At 36.4% G+C, this 19,978-nt stretch carries 7 protein-coding genes, 2 tRNA genes, 3 rRNA genes and 5 pseudogenes; 4 read left to right on the forward strand and 13 right to left on the reverse strand.

Features of this window, described 5'->3' with window-relative positions; genetic code table 11:
• Positions 1 to 330: 330 nt before the first annotated feature.
• The 13 genes and pseudogenes from rrf to QWY92_RS19800 all read right to left on the reverse strand — a co-directional run bounded on the left by rrf (position 331) and on the right by QWY92_RS19800 (position 16,792).
• Positions 331 to 438: ribosomal RNA gene (gene rrf, locus QWY92_RS19735) — 5S ribosomal RNA — on the reverse strand.
• A 143-nt stretch (positions 439 to 581) separates the two neighbouring features.
• Positions 582 to 3,406, reverse strand: a 23S ribosomal RNA gene (locus tag QWY92_RS19740).
• 198 nt (positions 3,407 to 3,604) lie between these two features.
• A tRNA-Ala gene (locus QWY92_RS19745) sits at positions 3,605 to 3,678 on the reverse strand.
• 79 nt (positions 3,679 to 3,757) lie between these two features.
• Positions 3,758 to 3,831, reverse strand: a tRNA-Ile gene (locus QWY92_RS19750).
• Between the two features lie 89 nt (positions 3,832 to 3,920).
• Positions 3,921 to 5,439: ribosomal RNA gene (locus QWY92_RS19755) — 16S ribosomal RNA — on the reverse strand.
• Together the 16S, 23S and 5S rRNA genes with 2 tRNA genes alongside form the textbook arrangement of a ribosomal RNA operon.
• Positions 5,440 to 6,298: 859 nt before the next feature.
• The gene (locus tag QWY92_RS19760) at positions 6,299 to 7,798 is read right to left on the reverse strand and encodes a carbohydrate-binding protein (protein ID WP_290270101.1); all 1,500 of its coding nucleotides are present in this window, start codon (positions 7,796 to 7,798) and stop codon (positions 6,299 to 6,301) included.
• Positions 7,799 to 7,851: 53 nt separating this feature from the next.
• Positions 7,852 to 9,207: a DUF4959 domain-containing protein gene (locus QWY92_RS19765; protein WP_290270103.1), complete on the reverse strand. Its 1,356-nt coding sequence runs from the start codon at positions 9,205 to 9,207 to the stop codon at positions 7,852 to 7,854.
• A gap of 25 nt (positions 9,208 to 9,232) precedes the next feature.
• Positions 9,233 to 11,176 carry a RagB/SusD family nutrient uptake outer membrane protein gene (locus QWY92_RS19770; protein WP_290270104.1) on the reverse strand — a complete coding sequence of 648 codons (1,944 nt, stop codon included), beginning with the start codon at positions 11,174 to 11,176 and terminating at the stop codon, positions 9,233 to 9,235.
• A 35-nt stretch (positions 11,177 to 11,211) separates the two neighbouring features.
• Positions 11,212 to 14,633, reverse strand: a pseudogene (locus tag QWY92_RS20680) (SusC/RagA family TonB-linked outer membrane protein).
• A 101-nt stretch (positions 14,634 to 14,734) separates the two neighbouring features.
• Positions 14,735 to 15,052 (reverse strand): FecR domain-containing protein, encoded by a 318-nt coding sequence (locus QWY92_RS19785; RefSeq protein ID WP_290274922.1) that lies wholly within the window; start codon positions 15,050 to 15,052, stop codon positions 14,735 to 14,737.
• Complete coding sequence (locus tag QWY92_RS19790; RefSeq protein WP_290274923.1) at positions 15,046 to 15,378, reverse strand: FecR family protein; 333 nt, start codon at positions 15,376 to 15,378, stop codon at positions 15,046 to 15,048. Before QWY92_RS19790 ends, QWY92_RS19785 begins: the two co-directional genes overlap by 7 nt.
• A gap of 202 nt (positions 15,379 to 15,580) precedes the next feature.
• On the reverse strand, positions 15,581 to 15,922 hold the full coding sequence (locus tag QWY92_RS19795; protein WP_290274925.1) for a hypothetical protein: 342 nt from the start codon (positions 15,920 to 15,922) through the stop codon (positions 15,581 to 15,583).
• A 288-nt stretch (positions 15,923 to 16,210) separates the two neighbouring features.
• The gene (locus QWY92_RS19800; protein ID WP_290270111.1) at positions 16,211 to 16,792 is read right to left on the reverse strand and encodes an RNA polymerase sigma factor; all 582 of its coding nucleotides are present in this window, start codon (positions 16,790 to 16,792) and stop codon (positions 16,211 to 16,213) included.
• A gap of 622 nt (positions 16,793 to 17,414) precedes the next feature.
• Here QWY92_RS19800 and QWY92_RS19805 point away from each other — a divergent pair.
• From QWY92_RS19805 to QWY92_RS19820, 4 pseudogenes are all read left to right on the forward strand, one after another.
• Positions 17,415 to 17,987: pseudogene (locus tag QWY92_RS19805) on the forward strand (thymidine kinase); the annotation flags it as partial.
• A pseudogene (gene alr, locus QWY92_RS19810) lies at positions 17,980 to 19,075 on the forward strand (alanine racemase). The pseudogenes QWY92_RS19805 and alr, both read left to right, overlap by 8 nt.
• Before the next feature lie 54 nt (positions 19,076 to 19,129).
• Positions 19,130 to 19,528, forward strand: a pseudogene (gene mscL / locus QWY92_RS20685) (large conductance mechanosensitive channel protein MscL).
• 135 nt (positions 19,529 to 19,663) lie between these two features.
• Positions 19,664 to 19,978, forward strand: a pseudogene (locus tag QWY92_RS19820) (aspartate-semialdehyde dehydrogenase); the annotation flags it as partial.

A 19,978-nucleotide genomic window follows, 5' to 3' on the forward strand; every position in this document is an offset into this window, starting at 1 on the left:
CCGGGCTATCCGCTATATCTTTTTATTTAGTTGATTGTTTAATAGCTTTGAACGGGTAGATCTATAGTATCTAAAGCACCATACCAAATTAAAGTCTTTCAACACCATAAAAAGGATGCCGCTGCTATCCCTCTTGCAGACTTAGTCCATAATTAAATATATAGCTATATCTTAAGTATCCAGAAGAAGTATCTACTCATAACTTTCGACACATAAAAAAAGAGAGACAAGATGAGACGAACAGCAAGAATAGTTTTACATCCCCCTTTGTCTTCTTAGATTTGAGTTTAGGGCAAAAAAAATCCTCAACAAATAAATGTTGAGGATTAAAAAAGGCAACGACCTACTCTCCCACAAATGCAGTACCATCGGCGCTAATGGGCTTAACTTCTCTGTTCGGAATGGTAAGAGGTGAGCCCCATCGCTATAACCACCTTAAGTTATAGCTGCTCGCTATTGGATATTAATCCTTTAGCATACAGCGTTTATCACTTTGGATAAACAAATATCTTAACATATTGAAACAAAAATCATGAACTTAATTTATATAATGCATTGTATAACTTTTAAAAAAACAGGCGTACAATAAGCCTATGGGTTATTAGTACTACTTGGCTATGACATTACTGCCTTTACACCTATAGCCTATCAACGTGGTAATCTTCCACGACCCTTTAAAGAAATCTCATCTTGTGGTGGGTTTCGCGCTTATATGCTTTCAGCGCTTATCCCTTCCCAACGTAGCTACTCAGCAATGCTCCTGGCGGAACAACTGATACACCAGAGGTTAGTCCAACTCGGTCCTCTCGTACTAGAGTCAGATCCACTCAAATTTCTAACGCCCACTGTAGATAGAGACCGAACTGTCTCACGACGTTCTGAACCCAGCTCGCGTGCCACTTTAATGGGCGAACAGCCCAACCCTTGGGACCTTCTCCAGCCCCAGGATGTGACGAGCCGACATCGAGGTGCCAAACCCCCCCGTCGATATGAGCTCTTGGGGGAGATCAGCCTGTTATCCCCGGCGTACCTTTTATCCTTTGAGCGATGGCCCTTCCATACGGAACCACCGGATCACTATGCTCTACTTTCGTACCTGATCGACTTGTAGGTCTCTCAGTCAAGCTCCCTTATGCCATTGCACTCTACACACGATTACCAACCGTATTGAGGGAACCTTTAGAAGCCTCCGTTACTCTTTTGGAGGCGACCACCCCAGTCAAACTACCCACCAAGCACTGTCCCTTCAAAAGAAGGTTAGACTCTAGATAAGCAAAGGGTGGTATTTCAACAATGACTCCACAACGCCTAGCGACGCCGCTTCAAAGTCTCCCACCTATCCTACACATTACTTATCCAAAACCAATACTAAGCTATAGTAAAGGTGCACGGGGTCTTTTCGTCCCACAGCGGGTAATCGGCATCTTCACCGATACTACAATTTCACCGAGCTCATGGCTGAGACAGTGTCCAGATCGTTGCACCATTCGTGCAGGTCGGAACTTACCCGACAAGGAATTTCGCTACCTTAGGACCGTTATAGTTACGGCCGCCGTTTACTGGGGCTTCATTTGAATGCGTCGCCGAAGCTAACATCTCCACTTAACCTTCCAGCACCGGGCAGGTGTCAGGCCATATACATCATCTTTCAATTTAGCATAGCCCTGTGTTTTTGATAAACAGTCGCCTGGACCTTTTCACTGCGGCCACCCCGAAGGGTGGCGACTCTTCTCCCGAAGTTACGAGTCTATTTTGCCTAGTTCCTTAGCCATGAATCTCTCGAGCACCTTAGAATTCTCATCCCAACTACCTGTGTCGGTTTAGGGTACGGGCTGCTTCTCTTGCTTTTCTTGGAAGTCGATTTGCTAGATTATCACCTTGACCGAAGTCTCAGTGTACTATCGCGGTGTTACCACTCGCTTCAACGCACAATTCCGTCTGTGCGCACTAACTTTTCGCCTCCGTCACTTTTAATGAGAGCAGGTACAGGAATATTAACCTGTTGTCCATCCACTACCCCTTTCGGGTTCGCGTTAGGTCCCGACTAACCCTCAGCTGATTAGCATAGCTGAGGAAACCTTAGTCTTTCGGTGTGCGGGTTTCTCGCCCGCATTATCGTTACTTATGCCTACATTTTCTTTTGTAGCTTCTCCAGCATGACTCACATCACACCTTCGACGACACTACAATGCTCCCCTACCGATATTTCTATCCCATAGCTTCGGTAATATGTTTATGCCCGATTATTATCCATGCCGAACCGCTCGACTAGTGAGCTGTTACGCACTCTTTAAATGAATGGCTGCTTCCAAGCCAACATCCTAGCTGTCAAAGCAGTTCAACCTCGTTTTTTCAACTTAACATATATTTTGGGACCTTAGCTGATGGTCTGGGTTCTTTCCCTCTCGGACATGGACCTTAGCACCCATGCCCTCACTGCTGATTAACATTTTATAGCATTCGGAGTTTGTCAGGAATTGGTAGGCGGTGAAGCCCCCGCATCCAATCAGTAGCTCTACCTCTATAAAACTATAAATCAACGCTGCACCTAAATGCATTTCGGGGAGTACGAGCTATTTCCGAGTTTGATTGGCCTTTCACCCCTACCCACAGGTCATCCGAAGACTTTTCAACGTCAACCGGTTCGGTCCTCCACTGTATGTTACTACAGCTTCAACCTGCCCATGGGTAGATCACACGGTTTCGCGTCTACCACTACTAACTAAGCGCCCTATTCAGACTCGCTTTCGCTACGGATCCGGACCTGAAGTCCTTAACCTTGCTAGCAACGGTAACTCGTAGGCTCATTATGCAAAAGGCACGCCGTCACAGAATAAATTCCGCTCCGACCGCTTGTAAGCGTATGGTTTCAGGTTCTATTTCACTCCCTTATTCAGGGTTCTTTTCACCTTTCCCTCACGGTACTAGTTCACTATCGGTCTCTCAGGAGTATTTAGCCTTATCGGATGGTCCCGACTGTTTCATACAGGATTACTCGTGTCCCGCACTACTCAGGATACCACTATATCCACATTCTTTACTTATACCGGGCTATCACCGTCTTTGGCTTGTCTTTCCAAACAATTCTAATTCATCATGCTTCTAATATCGTGGTCCTACAACCCCAGCATTGCCGTAACAATACTGGTTTGGGCTAATCCGCGTTCGCTCGCCACTACTAACGGAATCACTTTTGTTTTCTTCTCCTCCGGGTACTTAGATGTTTCAGTTCTCCGGGTTTGCTTGCATTACTGCATACTATATCTTCAATATAGTGGGTTGCCCCATTCGGATATCTACGGATCAAATCGTGTGTGCCGATCCCCGTAGCTTTTCGCAGCTTATCACGTCCTTCATCGCCTCTGAGAGCCTAGGCATTCCCCATACGCCCTTATTTAGCTTATTGTACTTTTTGCTTTTTTAATGAGTTTCGTTACTATTTGTTACGATATAACAAATAATAACTTAATTAGATATTGTGCGCTCGTGGTGCACAACTCTAATCATACAATTATTATATTTAATTTAGATTATTATCTAATTTAATTTCATGTATCTTGTTTCAATATGTCAATGAACTTTCTGTTATCTTGCGATAACGTTGTGGAGAATATCGGAGTCGAACCGATGACCTCCTGCGTGCAAGGCAGGCGCTCTAGCCAGCTGAGCTAATCCCCCATTAATAAATCCTAACTTGTAGAATCTTAATGTGAATTTAGAATTCTCAGTTCTAGAATTTCCTTTATTTAGTACTTAGTAGTCTCAGGCAGACTCGAACTGCCGACCTCTACATTATCAGTGTAGCGCTCTAACCAGCTGAGCTATGAGACTCTACTAAATTGTTTGTTTAAATTAACAGCTTTGAGAATAAACTATCTCTCATAATAGTTTTTGATACTTAATTAGTCGTCTTTCTCTAGAAAGGAGGTGTTCCAGCCGCACCTTCCGGTACGGCTACCTTGTTACGACTTAGCCCTAGTTACCGATTTTACCCTAGGCCGCTCCTTACGGTGACGGACTTCAGGCACTCCCAGCTTCCATGGCTTGACGGGCGGTGTGTACAAGGCCCGGGAACGTATTCACCGCATCATGGCTGATATGCGATTACTAGCGATTCCAGCTTCACGGAGTCGAGTTGCAGACTCCGATCCGAACTGTGATAGGGTTTATAGATTCGCTCCTGGTCGCCCAGTGGCTGCTCTCTGTCCCTACCATTGTAGCACGTGTGTAGCCCAGGACGTAAGGGCCGTGATGATTTGACGTCATCCCCACCTTCCTCACAGTTTGCACTGGCAGTCTTGTTAGAGTTCCCGACTTGACTCGCTGGCAACTAACAACAGGGGTTGCGCTCGTTATAGGACTTAACCTGACACCTCACGGCACGAGCTGACGACAACCATGCAGCACCTTGTAAATTGTCCGAAGAAAAGTCTATCTCTAAACCTGTCAATCTACATTTAAGCCCTGGTAAGGTTCCTCGCGTATCATCGAATTAAACCACATGCTCCACCGCTTGTGCGGGCCCCCGTCAATTCCTTTGAGTTTCATTCTTGCGAACGTACTCCCCAGGTGGGATACTTATCACTTTCGCTTAGCCACTCAGAAACAAGTTCCGAACAGCTAGTATCCATCGTTTACGGCGTGGACTACCAGGGTATCTAATCCTGTTCGCTCCCCACGCTTTCGTCCATCAGTGTCAATACATTATTAGTAATCTGCCTTCGCAATTGGTATTCTATGTAATATCTATGCATTTCACCGCTACACTACATATTCTAACTACTTCATAATGATTCAAGATAACCAGTATCAAAGGCAATTTTACAGTTGAGCTGCAAACTTTCACCTCTGACTTAATTATCCACCTACGGACCCTTTAAACCCAATGATTCCGGATAACGCTTGGATCCTCCGTATTACCGCGGCTGCTGGCACGGAGTTAGCCGATCCTTATTCTTACAGTACCGTCAAGTCTCTACTCGTAGAGATGTTTCTTCCTGTATAAAAGCAGTTTACAACCCATAGGGCAGTCATCCTGCACGCGGCATGGCTGGATCAGAGTTGCCTCCATTGTCCAATATTCCTCACTGCTGCCTCCCGTAGGAGTCTGGTCCGTGTCTCAGTACCAGTGTGGGGGATCCCCCTCTCAGGGCCCCTACCTATCGTTGCCATGGTAAGCCGTTACCTTACCATCTAGCTAATAGGACGCATACTCATCTTTTGCCGTAACCTTTAATACAAAAGCCATGAAGCTAATGCATACTATGCAGTATTAATCCAAATTTCTCTGGGCTATCCTGCAGCAAAAGGTAGATTGTATACGCGTTACGCACCCGTGCGCCGGTCGTCATCTGTGCAAGCACAATGTTACCCCTCGACTTGCATGTGTTAGGCCTGCCGCTAGCGTTCATCCTGAGCCAGGATCAAACTCTTCATCGTTAAATTTTTAAGTGTTTCCACTATTACTTTTAACAACTAATTAGAATCTCTAATACTCAAAATGGTCTATTCTCTTTGTTAAATTAATTCGTTTCCAAATTAATCTTACGCTGTCAATTCAATATGTTTATGAACTTTTTTCTCTATCTTTACTAGCAAACTAATTCGCTAAGCGGGTGCAAATATAAAACCCTTTTTTAACTTCCACAATAATTATTTAACTTTTATTTAAAAAAGATTTAAACCCCTTTTTTATAACAATTCAATAATCTTTTTATGAACTTCTCACTAAATTCGTTGCCGTTTTTAGCGGCTGCAAACTTACAACCTTTTCTGAAACTCACCATGCTTTTTAATCCTTTTTTTAAAAGAAATTTATTCCCTTTTAATTTCTGAATTATTTAACCTTGATATGAACGTTACGCTTTGAAGTGTTACCTTTTTTAGCGGGGTGCAAATATAGATACCTTTTTGGTTCTGACAACCTTTTTATTCGTGTTTTTTTTAGATTAAGATCATTTAGTTTTTAATAGACTAAGGGTTAATGGGATGAGGGTTGACTAATATTTGATAATGCTTATAATTGCTGACCTGGATTTCAAAAAACCTCCTCCTATATATAGGACTTGTATTAACTTAAAAAAAACAAACCCGGCGGACTGGCCCGCGTTAGGGATTGAGGCGGCATCCTTTTTTGAGTTTTTTAGCGAAAAAAAGATATAGCGGAAAGCCCGACCCGAAGGGGAACGCCCAAATTTTGATTTTCAACGATGTTTATTTTACTATGGTTTTATTTTAATACTAAAGGCCTGATAAGTAAACTTATCAGGCCTTTACACAAACTCACTATATAAACTACTTAATTTATTTTAGTAAAAACTGTATAGTCAAAATTATATTTAGGACTTCTCATAAATAACTTTAATTTATGAATACCAGCTTCTAATTGAATATTATTATTAGCAGGTTGAAGTTTATAAGTTCCCCAGTTACCTGTACCTTCCACCTCAATAAGTGTTACTTCAATATCATCGATAAACACAGCTAATTGCCCAACCGAATTACCAGACCCTGTACTAGAACTCAACATACCGTCTACCTGATAGGTTCCTGTTTCTAGAACATTTATTGTGTAGATCATCCATTCTCCATCTGATGTGTATCCTAAGTTACTTCTACCTGTTAAACTCCCCTCTACATCTACACCTTCAGACCTCCATCCTTTACCACGGTTGGCTGTATCTGCATCATTATAAGCTATGCCCTGACCACCAATATTAAAAAATTCCGCTTCAACGATACCTGGAACTTCAATTGGCCCATTATAAGGACCGGTAATATTTACAACCTTGCTAGTTGTTTCTACTATGATATCATAGGGTCCGTCATTAATATCCAATTGTATATTATCATTTCCATCATCACTGGTTCTCATAAAATCGGCAATTGTATTAAAGAAAGAAAAACCGTATTGTTTTTCTGACGTTAATTCTTTATCATGAAAAGCTCTAATAACATCATTAGCTTTTAAATAAATATTTTCACCAAAGTATCTTCCTGGTTCAAGAGCTGAAAGTGTTACAAATGACGCTGCATCCCATCCAATAGACTCTACTAACATAAAAATAGGATCTAAAGAATAATCAGCTGGCACAAACGTTATTTCACCAGACAACGGGGTTGTATCTAAAATAACTTTATTATCTATTTGAGGACTAAAAAGCATTTTATACGTAATTGTATAAGCTCTTTCCTCTTCTAAGTTAGGCACTATAATGGATAGTTTTCCATTTTCAACATTATTACTAATGTTTGCAGGATCAATTACTAGCGCGTTACCCTGATTATCCGTCATTGTAAATTCAAGTCCATCCTTGTATTTCATAACATCATTATCTAACGCCGCCCAACTAAAAGTAAGACTATTAACATTCACCCCGTCTGTAGGTAATATTTGGGGTTTAGCAATAAACATGTTTTTACTTACCCAATCTTCAGATACAGGGAACAAATCGGCATACTGCTTTATAGACTGGTTATCCTTTGCGTCTACACTAAAAACTTCAAAGTTGTAGGTTTCACCAGAATTAAGTCCTGTGACCACTATAGTATCTATAACTGTTTCGGAAATAATACTATCTGTAGCACTATACTTTATTACCATTCTTTCGGCCTTAGCATCTGTAGGTGCATCCCAAGCTAAATAGACTTTTTCTATACCGATGTATGACCTTAAACTATCTGCTTTTCCTGGGTATACAGTTTCCGTTAGGTATTGCTTATAAATCTCGTCTTGTTCTTCGCAAGAAAAACAGAAGATCAAGAGGAGTCCTATTATTATTAAGTTATTAATTTTCATAATATTTTGTTTTTATATTGTTAAATATAACATTGTATTTTTTGAACAAAAGTTTAGTTCACAGAATTCCCAAAAATAGAAATCTCAGATCCTACACATACACTAGTTCCGCCATCAAAACGTTTAAGTCCTCTGTACTCAAGGTATCTAAATGTTTTTGTAAACTGAGGATTCTCTGGATACGCAATAAAGTGATGTCCTGCAAGTACTTCTTCTCTAGCTTCAACTTCATCAAAAGGTTTGACAATGTTGGCTCTACGTACGCGTTCCCAATTCACTTTGTCATTACTTATCCATAATTCGAATATTTCAACATTTTCACCATCATAGGCATATCCTGATTGGTCTGCGCCTGATTTTCGATAATCCCAATCGCGTTGCCATACTTTAAATCTGCTCATTTGCACTTCTTCACCTAAATCAATATAATATGAAAACGGTATAGTTCCTGTAATACCCGTACTAAAAAAGTTCTTATTTCTTAAAATACCATCATCTATAATACCATCCCAAAAAAGTTGAATTTCTCCATCTAAACTACGTTCTCTTGCATTCCAATTAATCTCATCTCCCAATTCGCCTTTATATCCGCCTTCTTTTTCTGCACGAAGCAAAGTTCGAGTCATTGTAACTTCTTGCCCAGATTCATCAAGATCAACCCAGGTTTCGTTCATGGAGTCCGGTAATAATTCATCCCTTAGAAAAGTAAACTTTGTTTTATCAAGTAATTGATCACTAAAGGGTGTAATGTCATTATACTCCTTTAAGCCTGTTACATTACCAAAATCGTCAGCTATATCTACAGTAAAATTGTATGCTTTAATATCTAAATTATCAATTAAGAAATTATCTTTCAAATCATTAGTTGCATACTTAGCAACAATAGAGTGTCCGTCTACCTCATAAGTCACCCCTATAACCATGTTTTTTCTTTGTGGATTCTCCCAAGAAACATAAACACTTGAAAAGGAAGGAATTACTATCAATCCATCTAAAACAACATCTGTAGATGGTGTTAAAGGTGTGATTTCTTGAGTTACTGGTGCCGATTCGTTACCTGTTCTGTCTACAGAAACCAACTTTACATTATAAGGTTTAACCGAGCCTAAGCCTTCTATACCCAATGAATCTGCGTAAAAACTCGATGCTCTATATATGGTTTCATTATTATCTAAGGTATAAACTGCTTTTACAAATAAAATATCCTCATCTACAGGTACGTCGTAAAAAAACGTCCCTCCTCCATTATTAGGTTTAAATGTTACATTAGCTACCTGTGTAGGCGCTGTTGTATCCGTACTGCCGTCATCATCACTATTACATGAACTAAACATGAATACTATACTTATACAAACCAATGCCAAAAAACGAATAGCACCTATTTTATAATTTAATATGTTTTTTTTCATAATTATTATTTTGTTAATTAAAAAATTATCTATCCCAACCTGGGTTTTGAATTAACTTTGGATTTAACCTTAACTCGTTTAACTCTAGGGGGAAGAAATAATCACGAGGGGTAATCCATTGACGGGTTTGCTTAGTTTGTAACGTATAAAACTCTGTACTTAAGTTTTTCTCGACATCCCAACCAAGAATTGGTAATGTAAAAAATTCAGAACCACGTTTCCATCGTCTAATATCATCATATCGATGCCCTTCAAAACTAAGCTCAATAAGTCTTTCTTGATGAATAATATCTCTTAATCCTGATTTATCTAAATGCTTACCAACCGTTTTAACTATTGTTGGATTATTATAAACAATCTCAATATCCTGCAGTCCCGCACGTCTTCTAATAACGTTCAAATCACTGTACACTTGCTGAGAAGGCCCACTATATTCATTACGAGCTTCGGCACGCATTAAATAAAGTTCTGGCAATCTCATAAGTGGTTTTGCATAATGCACCACTGTAGTCCAATGATCGGATGTTGTTTCTGGATGAACAAACTTTTTAACTCCAATACCTGAAGCATAAAAATCTGTTGCATGCGCTCTTCCTCCTGGGAATTCGGCATTTCTCATTTTTAAATTATTACGAGCACCTTGCGCTCTCCAAACTCCTCTATCTGTAGCTAACCATGCATAAAAGCGAGGCTCTCTATCTAAATGTAAATTAATGGTTCGTTCTAAAGGTTGTAAATACCCTCTATAATAATCTTCCTCTTCTGGAACTACCGTAATTGCTAATCTATTATCGTAATCAAAGGTTATATCTTCTGTTATTGGCACACCGTTTTTGGTATAAAACATTTCGGCCATACGGTAACTAGCTCCTAACCATTGCCAAGCACTTCTATTATTTGTAGTATTAACAGCACTACGCATATTAGTTGCTACTTGAAATCCGGAAGTAGATCTATCATTGATATTAGAAAGCCCCCAAATAAGTTCGCTATTCCATTCTTCTACAATTGAAAATCTATTATTATATGCATATTTCATTACTCCTGAAACATCCCAATCTTCCTCATCATAAAGTTCAGCTCCTCCCTCATAGGTATATAGTTTATATCCTACTGATGATGCTTGAGCAATAGCTTCCTCAGTTGCATCTAATGCTAATTTCCATTTTTCTGGATCTGCTGTTAAATTAAAGTAAGGCACACCCTCTGCATTTACAAATGAACCATAATATTCTGTATTACCATTATATAACGGACTAGCAGCATACATAAGCACTTTTGCTTTAACACTCATAGCAATTGTTTTATCTATTTGTCCAAGAAAAGATAAAGACCTAGTATCTTCAAGATTATCAATAGCCTCATCAAACAAATTAATGATATAATCAAAACAAACATCAACTGGTTGACGCTCTTGTCTTACCTTATCAATACCTTCGGAAGCTTCAATATTCACATCTGCAAGTATAATTGGGCCATATTTATTTAATAAATAAAAATGATAATAGCCTTTAAGGAATTTTACTTGGGCAGTCCAATCTATTTTATCTGCCTCTGTCATATCTGGCACATCATTAATATTTTCTAAAAAAGTATTACATACCCTTATTCCATCATAAAGACCTGTAGCTCCATTCCTACCAGTCCAAAAGTTTAATAGTGGATCATTAGCTGTTTGCCAACCGCCTCTCATTATTTTTGAACCTCTCAATCGACCTGATTCACCGGCATATTCTATGTCTAATCTACCAAGAAACTCATCACCAGACATTAACATACTACTGTTTACGTCATCATTATGAGGCATAAAAGAATAACATGCCGCCAAAGCTTGATAGGCTTTTATTTCTGTTTCAAATAAATTCTCTACTTCTACTGTGTTATCTGGTACTACGTCTAGGTAATCTGAACAAGAGCCACATAATAAAAGCATTACTAAAACCTTTATATAATTTATAAATTTTGTCATATTTTTATTTTTTTCTAATTTAAAAAAGCTTGCTATTACAATGAAAGTTGTAACCCTACATTAAAGACACGTTGCACTGGGTAACCTAGGCCATTTCCTCCCATTTCTATATCCCATAAATCGAACTTACTTATAGTTAATAAATTAGTTGCACTAGCATATACTCTAAATTTTTCTAAGTGAAATCTAGTTAATATCTTTTCAGGTATAGTATAACCAACTTCTAAACTTTTAAGTCTTAAAAAATCACCATCTCTTAACCACCAAGTAGATTGTTGCGTATTATTATCGACTACAGTTGTAGACAATCTTGGCCAAAAGGCTTCTGGATTTGGATTATTTAAATTCCAATAATCATCAGCTACAATATCTAAAGCATTTCGTCTACCAACAAAAGGAGCTACTTTTTGCGAATCAATAAAGAAAGAAGATTTAGCCGACCCTTGGAAAAAGAAAGACAAATCGAAAGCCTTATATCCTCCCGATAACCCAAAACCATAAATAATTTCTGGACTTGTTGGATCTCCAATAGCCACTGCATCATTACTATTAATTAAGCCATCACCATTAATATCTTTATACTTAATATCTCCTGCTTGGTAAGGACCAAATTCTTGAACTGGAGAGTTCTCTATTTCTGCTTGATCTACAAATAAACGTTCTGCAACTAATCCCCAGGCTTGTTTTATAGAAGCTCCTTTACGATCTTGGTAATCATAAAGATATTGTTTTTCATCTTCAATTATTTTACTTTTTGCAAACGTAAATGTAGAACGACCGCTTAACCATAAATCTGGAGTAAAAGAGTGATTAAAATCTAAAGAGCCATCAATCCCTTGAGAGGTTGCTTCCCCTACATTACCATAAATAGCAGCACTTAATCCAACAGAATTTGGAATAAAATCACGAGTTAAATAAACATCCGATCTGTTTTCTTTAAAGAAATCTACATTAAGATTAATAGCATTTAATATTTTCATCTCAACTCCTAAATTAAATTTTTCTGCAACCTCCCAAGTAATTAGGTTGTTTGCATAGCGCTCTACAGTATACCCACTATAACTGGTTTGATAATTACTTCCCCACGTATACCCATTTCCTGAGTTACTAATTTGAGAAAGAAAGAAAAAACGATTGCCTGCTGAAGTAATAGCATCATTCCCTACTAAACCATAAGTAAATTTTAGTTTCATGGTATTAACAACATCTTCTAGCCCTTTCCAATATTCCTCGTTAGACATTAAATAACCAAACCCAATTGCTGGAAAAAATCCGTAGCGTTCTTTTTCTGAAAATTTCTCAGACCCATTATAGCCAAAGTTCGCTTCAATTAAATATCTAGAATCATAACCATACGTAAGTCTTCCAGAAATACCATTATTTCTAGACGGTAATGTTGCATAGATACCGCTGCCAGCACTTTGATTCATTTTCTCTTCTGCACGCCCTACAAGCAAACCGCTTACAGCATGTTTTTCGTCAAAAGTTTTATTGTATAACAAACGTGCTTCAAAATAATTACGTGAATTAGAATTACGACTTACCGATGGGTTACTTAAAGCAGCAGATCCATCATCATTAATTTGCTCCAACGTATACGTATCTGTGATTTGATCGTAATCTTTATATCTATAATAAAAAGGATCATAAGATCTTGAAGACGAAAACTCACCAAACGATTGAATTGAGAAATTACCGCTAAACGTTAAATTCTTCGTTATTTCAGATTTTATTGATAATTGAGACAATACCGTTGCAGAAAAATAATCTTTAAATCCTTTTACACTTTCTGCATATGGATTTGTAAAAAGATTCTCTGAAGTTGCCGTTGAAGAATTACCAAATAAAATATGTGTTGTAAACTCATTGGCTGGATCTGCCGCATAATACTTAGGAAACTCCACTGGATTTATAGCCATGACACTATTATAAATAGCTGTTCCACTAGAAGTAGGTGTATTAGATCTATTAAAATCTGAACTAATTTTTAATCCTACCGTAGTTTTAGGGCTTAGCTTAATATTTAAATTTGAACGCAGGTTATAATTGTTAATTTGAATATTTGAATTGAAATTATTCTTTTTATCTACTCTTAATAGCCCGTTATCACTAGTATAGAACCCGCTAAATAATAGGTTGCCACTTTACCTCCACCAGTTACATTTATATTATATCTTGAATTTACTGTTTGCGATTTAAACAATTCATCATACCAATTCACATCTGGAAATGCGTATGGATTAAGTCCGTTTTTTGTATTTTCAATACGTTGTACATTATAAAACTTAGGCAATAATGGATCATCATTAAACTGCGCTTGATTATAAAGTTCCATATACTCTACCCCGCCAACCACTTGAGGTATTTGCGTTGGTCTAGAAAAAGAAGTTTCATGTCTGAAAGAAATTTGAGCTTTCCCCTCTTTACCTTCTTTTGTTGTTATTAAAATAACACCATTTGCCCCCCTTGCTCCGTATAGGGATGTTGCTGTAGCATCTTTCATTACGGAAAAACTAGCAATATCATCTGGTTGTACTCTAGAAAGCTCATTCGCTGAAATTTCAAACCCATCCAAAAGAATTAAAGGACTAGCCCCTTGACCAAAAGTAGATATCCCACGAACAAAAAACTCCGCATTATCGGCTCCAGGTTCTCCACTACGTTGATAAGATATTAATCCGGAAACACGTCCTGCTAAAGCTGTAGTTAAATTACTAGAAGGTATTTTAAGTTCACTTGGTTTAATTGTTGTAATTGAGGCAACAACACTTTCCTTTTTTTGTTCTCCGAAGGCCACAACAACCACTTCATCCAAAGCAGCAGCATCTTCTTTTAAGGTTAAATTAATAACATCTTTATCTACAACCGTTACTCGTTGGGTTTCCATACCCACAAAACTAAACTCGATAACTTCTCCTTTATCTGCCTTAATGTTATATAGACCATCAAAATCTGTTTGTGTACCACGTTTTGTACCCACGACTAAGATATTAACACCTGGCACTGGCATGCCTCCTTCGTCTAATATAGTTCCACTTATTGTTCTTGTTTGTAAAACAGGAGCTTCGGTAACCTCAAGGGGTTTCCCTTCCCTTTTATGAATTACAACTTGCCTATCATTTATAGTGTAAGCAAACTCATCGACACTTAATATTTTATTAAGAACCTCTCTAATGTTCTTATTTTTTACTTCAAAGTTTCGGACTCTTTTATTTAAAAGCCCCCAAACTTCATCGTCGTAAATAATAACGAATTCACTTTGTTTTTCAATTTCTGAAATCACCTTTTTTAAGGAAACATCTTTAAATTGAATATTAAATGTTTTAGTCTGCGAGTAAGAGTCTGTAAAAGCGTAACAGACATTAATTAAGAGAAAAACAGCAAAACACTTCACTGATTTTTTTATACTATCCCTAATTTTGTATTCAAAATTAAAATCGAATAATTTTTGTTTCATAAAATCTTATTTTATTTAGTTGGTTATAGTTGTTTGTTTTGTATCCGCTAACTGTTAACAGATACAGCATGAGAGCTTAGTATTTCCCACGCTTAGTGTTGCTACTCTATGATATATTCATTTTTCTTAAGTTTATTAATTGTTAATTTGGAAGCTAATCCTAGATTTTTTAGTGTAGTTTCTATATCGTCATTAAGATCTAATTTACCGGTTACTTTATTTTCTTTAAATGCGTCATTCTCAATTTTAATAGAAACATTATAGTACCTATTTAATATTCTAACAATTTTCTGTAATCGGTCTCTGTTAAACGAGAGATATCCATTTATCCAAGTAAAATAAACATCTGGATTTACCTCGTATAGCTGGATAGCTTTATTTCGTTTATTCCAGTGCGCTAATTGCCCAGGTTTTAACAAGGTTTCCGAAGTAGAAAATATATTTCTTTCTTTAGTATTTTTACCGAGCCTTCTTTTAAAACGGTTTGAATTGTATTTTCCGAAGCATAGGCCGTAACATTAAATTTGGTTCCTAAAACACTAATCTCATAATCATCATTTAAGGTTTTTACTACAAAAGGTTGTTCTTTATTAGTAGCAACTTCAAAATAAGCTTCACCTTCTAAAAACACGGTTCTACTATCTTTTCCAGCAAAACTAGAGGGGAAAATAAATTTACTTCCGGCATTTAGGTGCACAATTGTATTATCTTCTAAAACAATTTTACTTCTTTTCCCGTAGGGCACTAATAATTGGTTGAGTTCCTCTTTTTGCTTAGTTGATTTTGCGGCTTCTTTATTGTTTACAACAATATTTCCATCATTTTTATACTCTACCTCAGATTCTTTTGAATCGCTAAGCTCATCAATAACTAAGGCGTCTTTATTTCCTAAAATAAGTTGCGTATTAGAAATGGAATCTAGATTTCCATTTTTATATCGTCATAACTTAAAAATTGATTTCTTGTGCTAAAAAACCAAAACCAGCCACTCCAAAAATTATAACTAAAATAGCAGCGTATTTATAAATTCGAGAAAACCCATGTGGTTTATTTCGTTGTTTTGCATTCGCTTCAATTTTAAGTTTTATAGCCTCGAAAACTTCATCCTTAAAATCGGGAATAGAAATTTTGTTTTCGTCTGCTATAGCTAACAAAATTGTTTTCAGATCGTTTATTAATTGTTCGTCCTTTGGATGTTTCAACAATAAATCTTCCATACGTTTGGAATTTTCATTGTTCGGGTTATATACCCAATTAATAAAGTCTGGATTGTTTAAATATTTTTTCATTTTTATGGAGCTAACTAACCTATAGATACACGAGAAGTAATTATGTGGACATTTTTTATGATTATTTTTAAGAAATCCATAAAAAAAGACAAAATATTTTATCTAGTTAATAACAAAAGCACCATTTAGCAACATAAGCAATAATGTTGAATTTTCACAAAAAACGCACATATTTAATTACAGATAGTTTAAAAAAAAAGGAAGAATCGACTATTTTTAGAGATTTAGCCGTGTATAAAGTTGTAATCAAAACAACGTTATTTTAATTTAAAAAGAATACTATATTTTTTAATAAAAAGAAGGAATTAACATCAAAATAACATCGATAGATTTTGAAAAGTCCTGACTGTTTCGAATTTTTTTAATGGCTCTATAAACTTGTTTTCTAACCGAACTTTTATCTATGCCAAGTAAGTCTCCTATTTCTTCGTAATCAAAACCACGTGAAAATCTTAAAAACAAAATTTCTTGTTGTTTCTTTGATAAATTACGGATTAAAATAGATAAAACTTCTTTTTTTCTGTCGTAAATTTCCTCGTTAAAGGTTTCGTTTTCTACAATATGTTCGGATTTATCTACTTTTAAATCTTTATATTTATTTTCGCGTTCGAGTTTTCTGTAAGCACCATTTCGAACCGATTGATATAAATAGTTTCTTAAATTCTGAGGTTTGGAGAGAAATGCTCTACGCTCGTATAAGCTTACAAACACATCTTGCACACAATCTTTAGCGAAATCTTGGTTTGGAAAAATTTTAAAACTATAGCTGTAAAGTTCTTCAAAATAAGTGATATAAAATTGCTGAAAAGCATTTGCATTCCCCGACACAAATTCCTCCCATAATTTATCGCTTAATTCGTTGTTTTTCAAAATTTATATGTCGTTATTTCTTATCCTAATCTCTCTTATTCATCACACGTTGTACACTCACTGCATGAGTATAAAGGGGAATAAAACCGAATGTTTTTTTTATAATTTTAGTCATGATAATTGAGAGTATAAGAACCATGTGAAAACGGAAAAAGTAAAAAATTAAGAGAGCTAACAAATTATAATTTCAAATATATAAAATTGATTCACTAAAGCATTAATTATAACGGATATTGTTGTTTTTTTTTCTTACAACCTTAGAATCTCTAAAAGATCTAAATTTAATATTGTAATAAAAATCAAGTAATACATAACAATCACTAATATGATAGCTGCTAAACTTTAACCTTAAACTACAACACCAACTTTGGTAGCTTGGCCCGCGTTAGGGATTGAGGCGGCATCCTTTTTTGAGTTTTTAGCGAAAAAAAGATATAGCGGAAAGCCCGACCCGAAGGGGAACGCCCCAAATTTTATTGTTGAAAGGATATTGATTCAATTATATGACTATATATGTTGTACGTGGGGCTTTATACTATTATCTTTGCATTCGGATTTTAATTTATTTTATGATACATATTACATTACCTGATGGCAGCGTGAAAACGTTTGATGAGCATAAACCGAAGAATTGATACGCCGACTAAAACGCGCTAAAACGTGAATTTGCTAAGCAAAAAGTAGAGATTTTTAAACCTTCTATAGTAGCACGTTACGACGAAGAGTTAGTGGTGTCTCATGATGCTAATGAAATTCGGTCTACACCGGTGCCAGCTGCAGCAAACATACCTATTTTGGCCGATGGTTGCGAGGTTGTTGGTATAGATGAAGCCCAGTTTTTCGATGATGAAATTGTTCGAGTATGTAATGATTTAGCCAATAAAGGTGTTCGTGTTATTGTGGCCGGGTTGGATATGGATTTTAAAGGAACCCCTTTGGTCCCATGCCAAATTTAATGGCTACTGCCGAATATGTAACCAAAGTGCACGCCGTTTGTACCCGCACAGGGAATTTGGCGCAGTACAGTTACCGTAAAGCAAAAAGCGATAATTTGGTGCTTTTAGGTGAAGTGGACGAGTACGAACCATTAAGCCGAGCAGCATATTATAAGGCGATGGCAAGTGATAAACTGAGAAGCATGAAAATGAACACTGCTGATGAAGTGGCATTGAATAAAAAAGAATCTAATGCATAAGGCAGCGGAAACTGTTCTTGAAATCGATTTATCTAAGCTGAACAAAATTATAAGCATTTAAAATCGAAATTGGATAAAAACACCATGTTTTTAGCAGTTGTAAAGGCGTTTGCTTATGGAAATGATGCCGATGAAATGGCTTTATATTTAGAGCGTTTGGGTGTCGATTATTTTCTGTAGCTTATATAAACGAAGGTGTGGCGCTACGAAATGCAGGGTTACAAAGCCTATTTTAGTGCTGCATCCACAGGCTGTAAATTTTGATATATTGATTAAATATAACTTAGAGCCGAGTCTATATAATTTAAAAATATTAAAAGAATTTATTCTTGCTGTTTCTAAAAAAAATAAAATAAATTATCCTGTACATCTTAAGTTTAATACAGGATTGAATAGATTAGGGTTTTGGCAAGGTGATGTTGAAATGGTTAATAATACTATAGGTGAAACCAAAAGTATTTATGTAAAATCTATTTTTCGCATTTAGCAGCTAGCGAAGATTTAAATGAAAAGAATTCACTAAAAACAAATAGAAACTTTTAAAACTATCGCTGATAATTTTCAAAAGGTTTTTAATACAAACCTTTACTTCACATGTGTAATACCTCGGAATTTTAAATTACCCTGAGGCGCATTTCGATATGGTTAGAAGTGGTATCGGTTTGTACGGATTTGGTAATTCCGAAGTAGAAAATCAAAATTTTAAACCCATAGCGGCATTGAAAACCTGTATTTCTCAAATTCATAAAATAAATAAAGGTGAAACGGTGGGTATAATCGGCTTTTAAAAGTGAATCGGTTTTAAAAACGGCCACATTACCTATTGGACATGCCGATGGTATTGGTCGAATCTACGGAAATGGTAAAGGTTTTGTAACCATCAATAATCAAAAGCACCCATAATTGGCAATGTTTGCATGGATATGATTATGGTGGATGTAACCAATATTCAATGTTTTGAAGGTGATGAGGTTATTGTTTTCGATGCTAACTCTACGGCCGAAACCTTGGCTCAGACAGCAAATACTATTTCTTATGAGCTGATTACGAGTATTTCACAACGTGTAAAACGCATTATTTTAAGTTAACAAATAATTTTTGCATATTTTTGTGCTACAAAACAATTTAATAAAGAATTAATTATGTTAAAAGAATTTAAAGAATTGCAATGAAGGGCAACCTTGTTGATATTGCAGTAGGTTTCGTGATGGGTGCAGCTTTTAAAGAAGTGGTAACATCATTTACAGGAGGTATTGTATCGCCGTTAATTGGATTAATTTTCAATGCAGATTTCAAAGATTTAAAATACGTTGTTAAAGGGAATAGTAAATGCAGAAGGTGTTATGGAAGGACAAGTAGCTGTACTTTGGGGAGCGTTTTTAACAAACATTATCGATTTTATTATTGTTGCTTTTGTTATGTTTATGGTTGTAAAAGGTGTTAATAAAATGAAGAAGAAAGAAGAAGTTGCAGAAGCGGCTCCAGCAGGACCTTCTCAAGAAGATTTACTTTCTGAAATAAGAGATTTACTTAAAAAATAACAAACTGTTAATTATATAACATCGTGTTATTTGTTGTTAAAAAGCCCTCGTTTTTCGAAAATGAGGGCTTTTTTTAGATTTTACAATGGAATTAATACTTAGTTTTGTTCTTAGAAATTTATTAAATATAAAATTATGAAAGTAGCAGTTGTAGGAGCCACTGGAATGGTAGGCGAAGTGATGCTAAAAGTGTTAGAAGAACGTAACTTTCCTGTTACCGAACTATTATTGGTAGCTTCAGAACGTTCTGTAGGTAAGAAATTAACCTTTAAAAAATAAGAATATACCGTAATTGGTTTAGCTGATGCTGTTGCTGCAAAGCCAGAGATTGCTATATTTTCTGCAGGTGGTGATACATCAATAGAGTGGGCTCCAAATTTGCTGCAGCAGGTACTACGGTGGTTGATAATTCGTCAGCATGGCGTATGGATCCAACTAAGAAATTAGTGG

It is taken from the genome of Algibacter miyuki, from assembly GCF_030409805.1.
Taxonomy (GTDB): Bacteria; Bacteroidota; Bacteroidia; order Flavobacteriales; family Flavobacteriaceae; genus Algibacter; species Algibacter miyuki.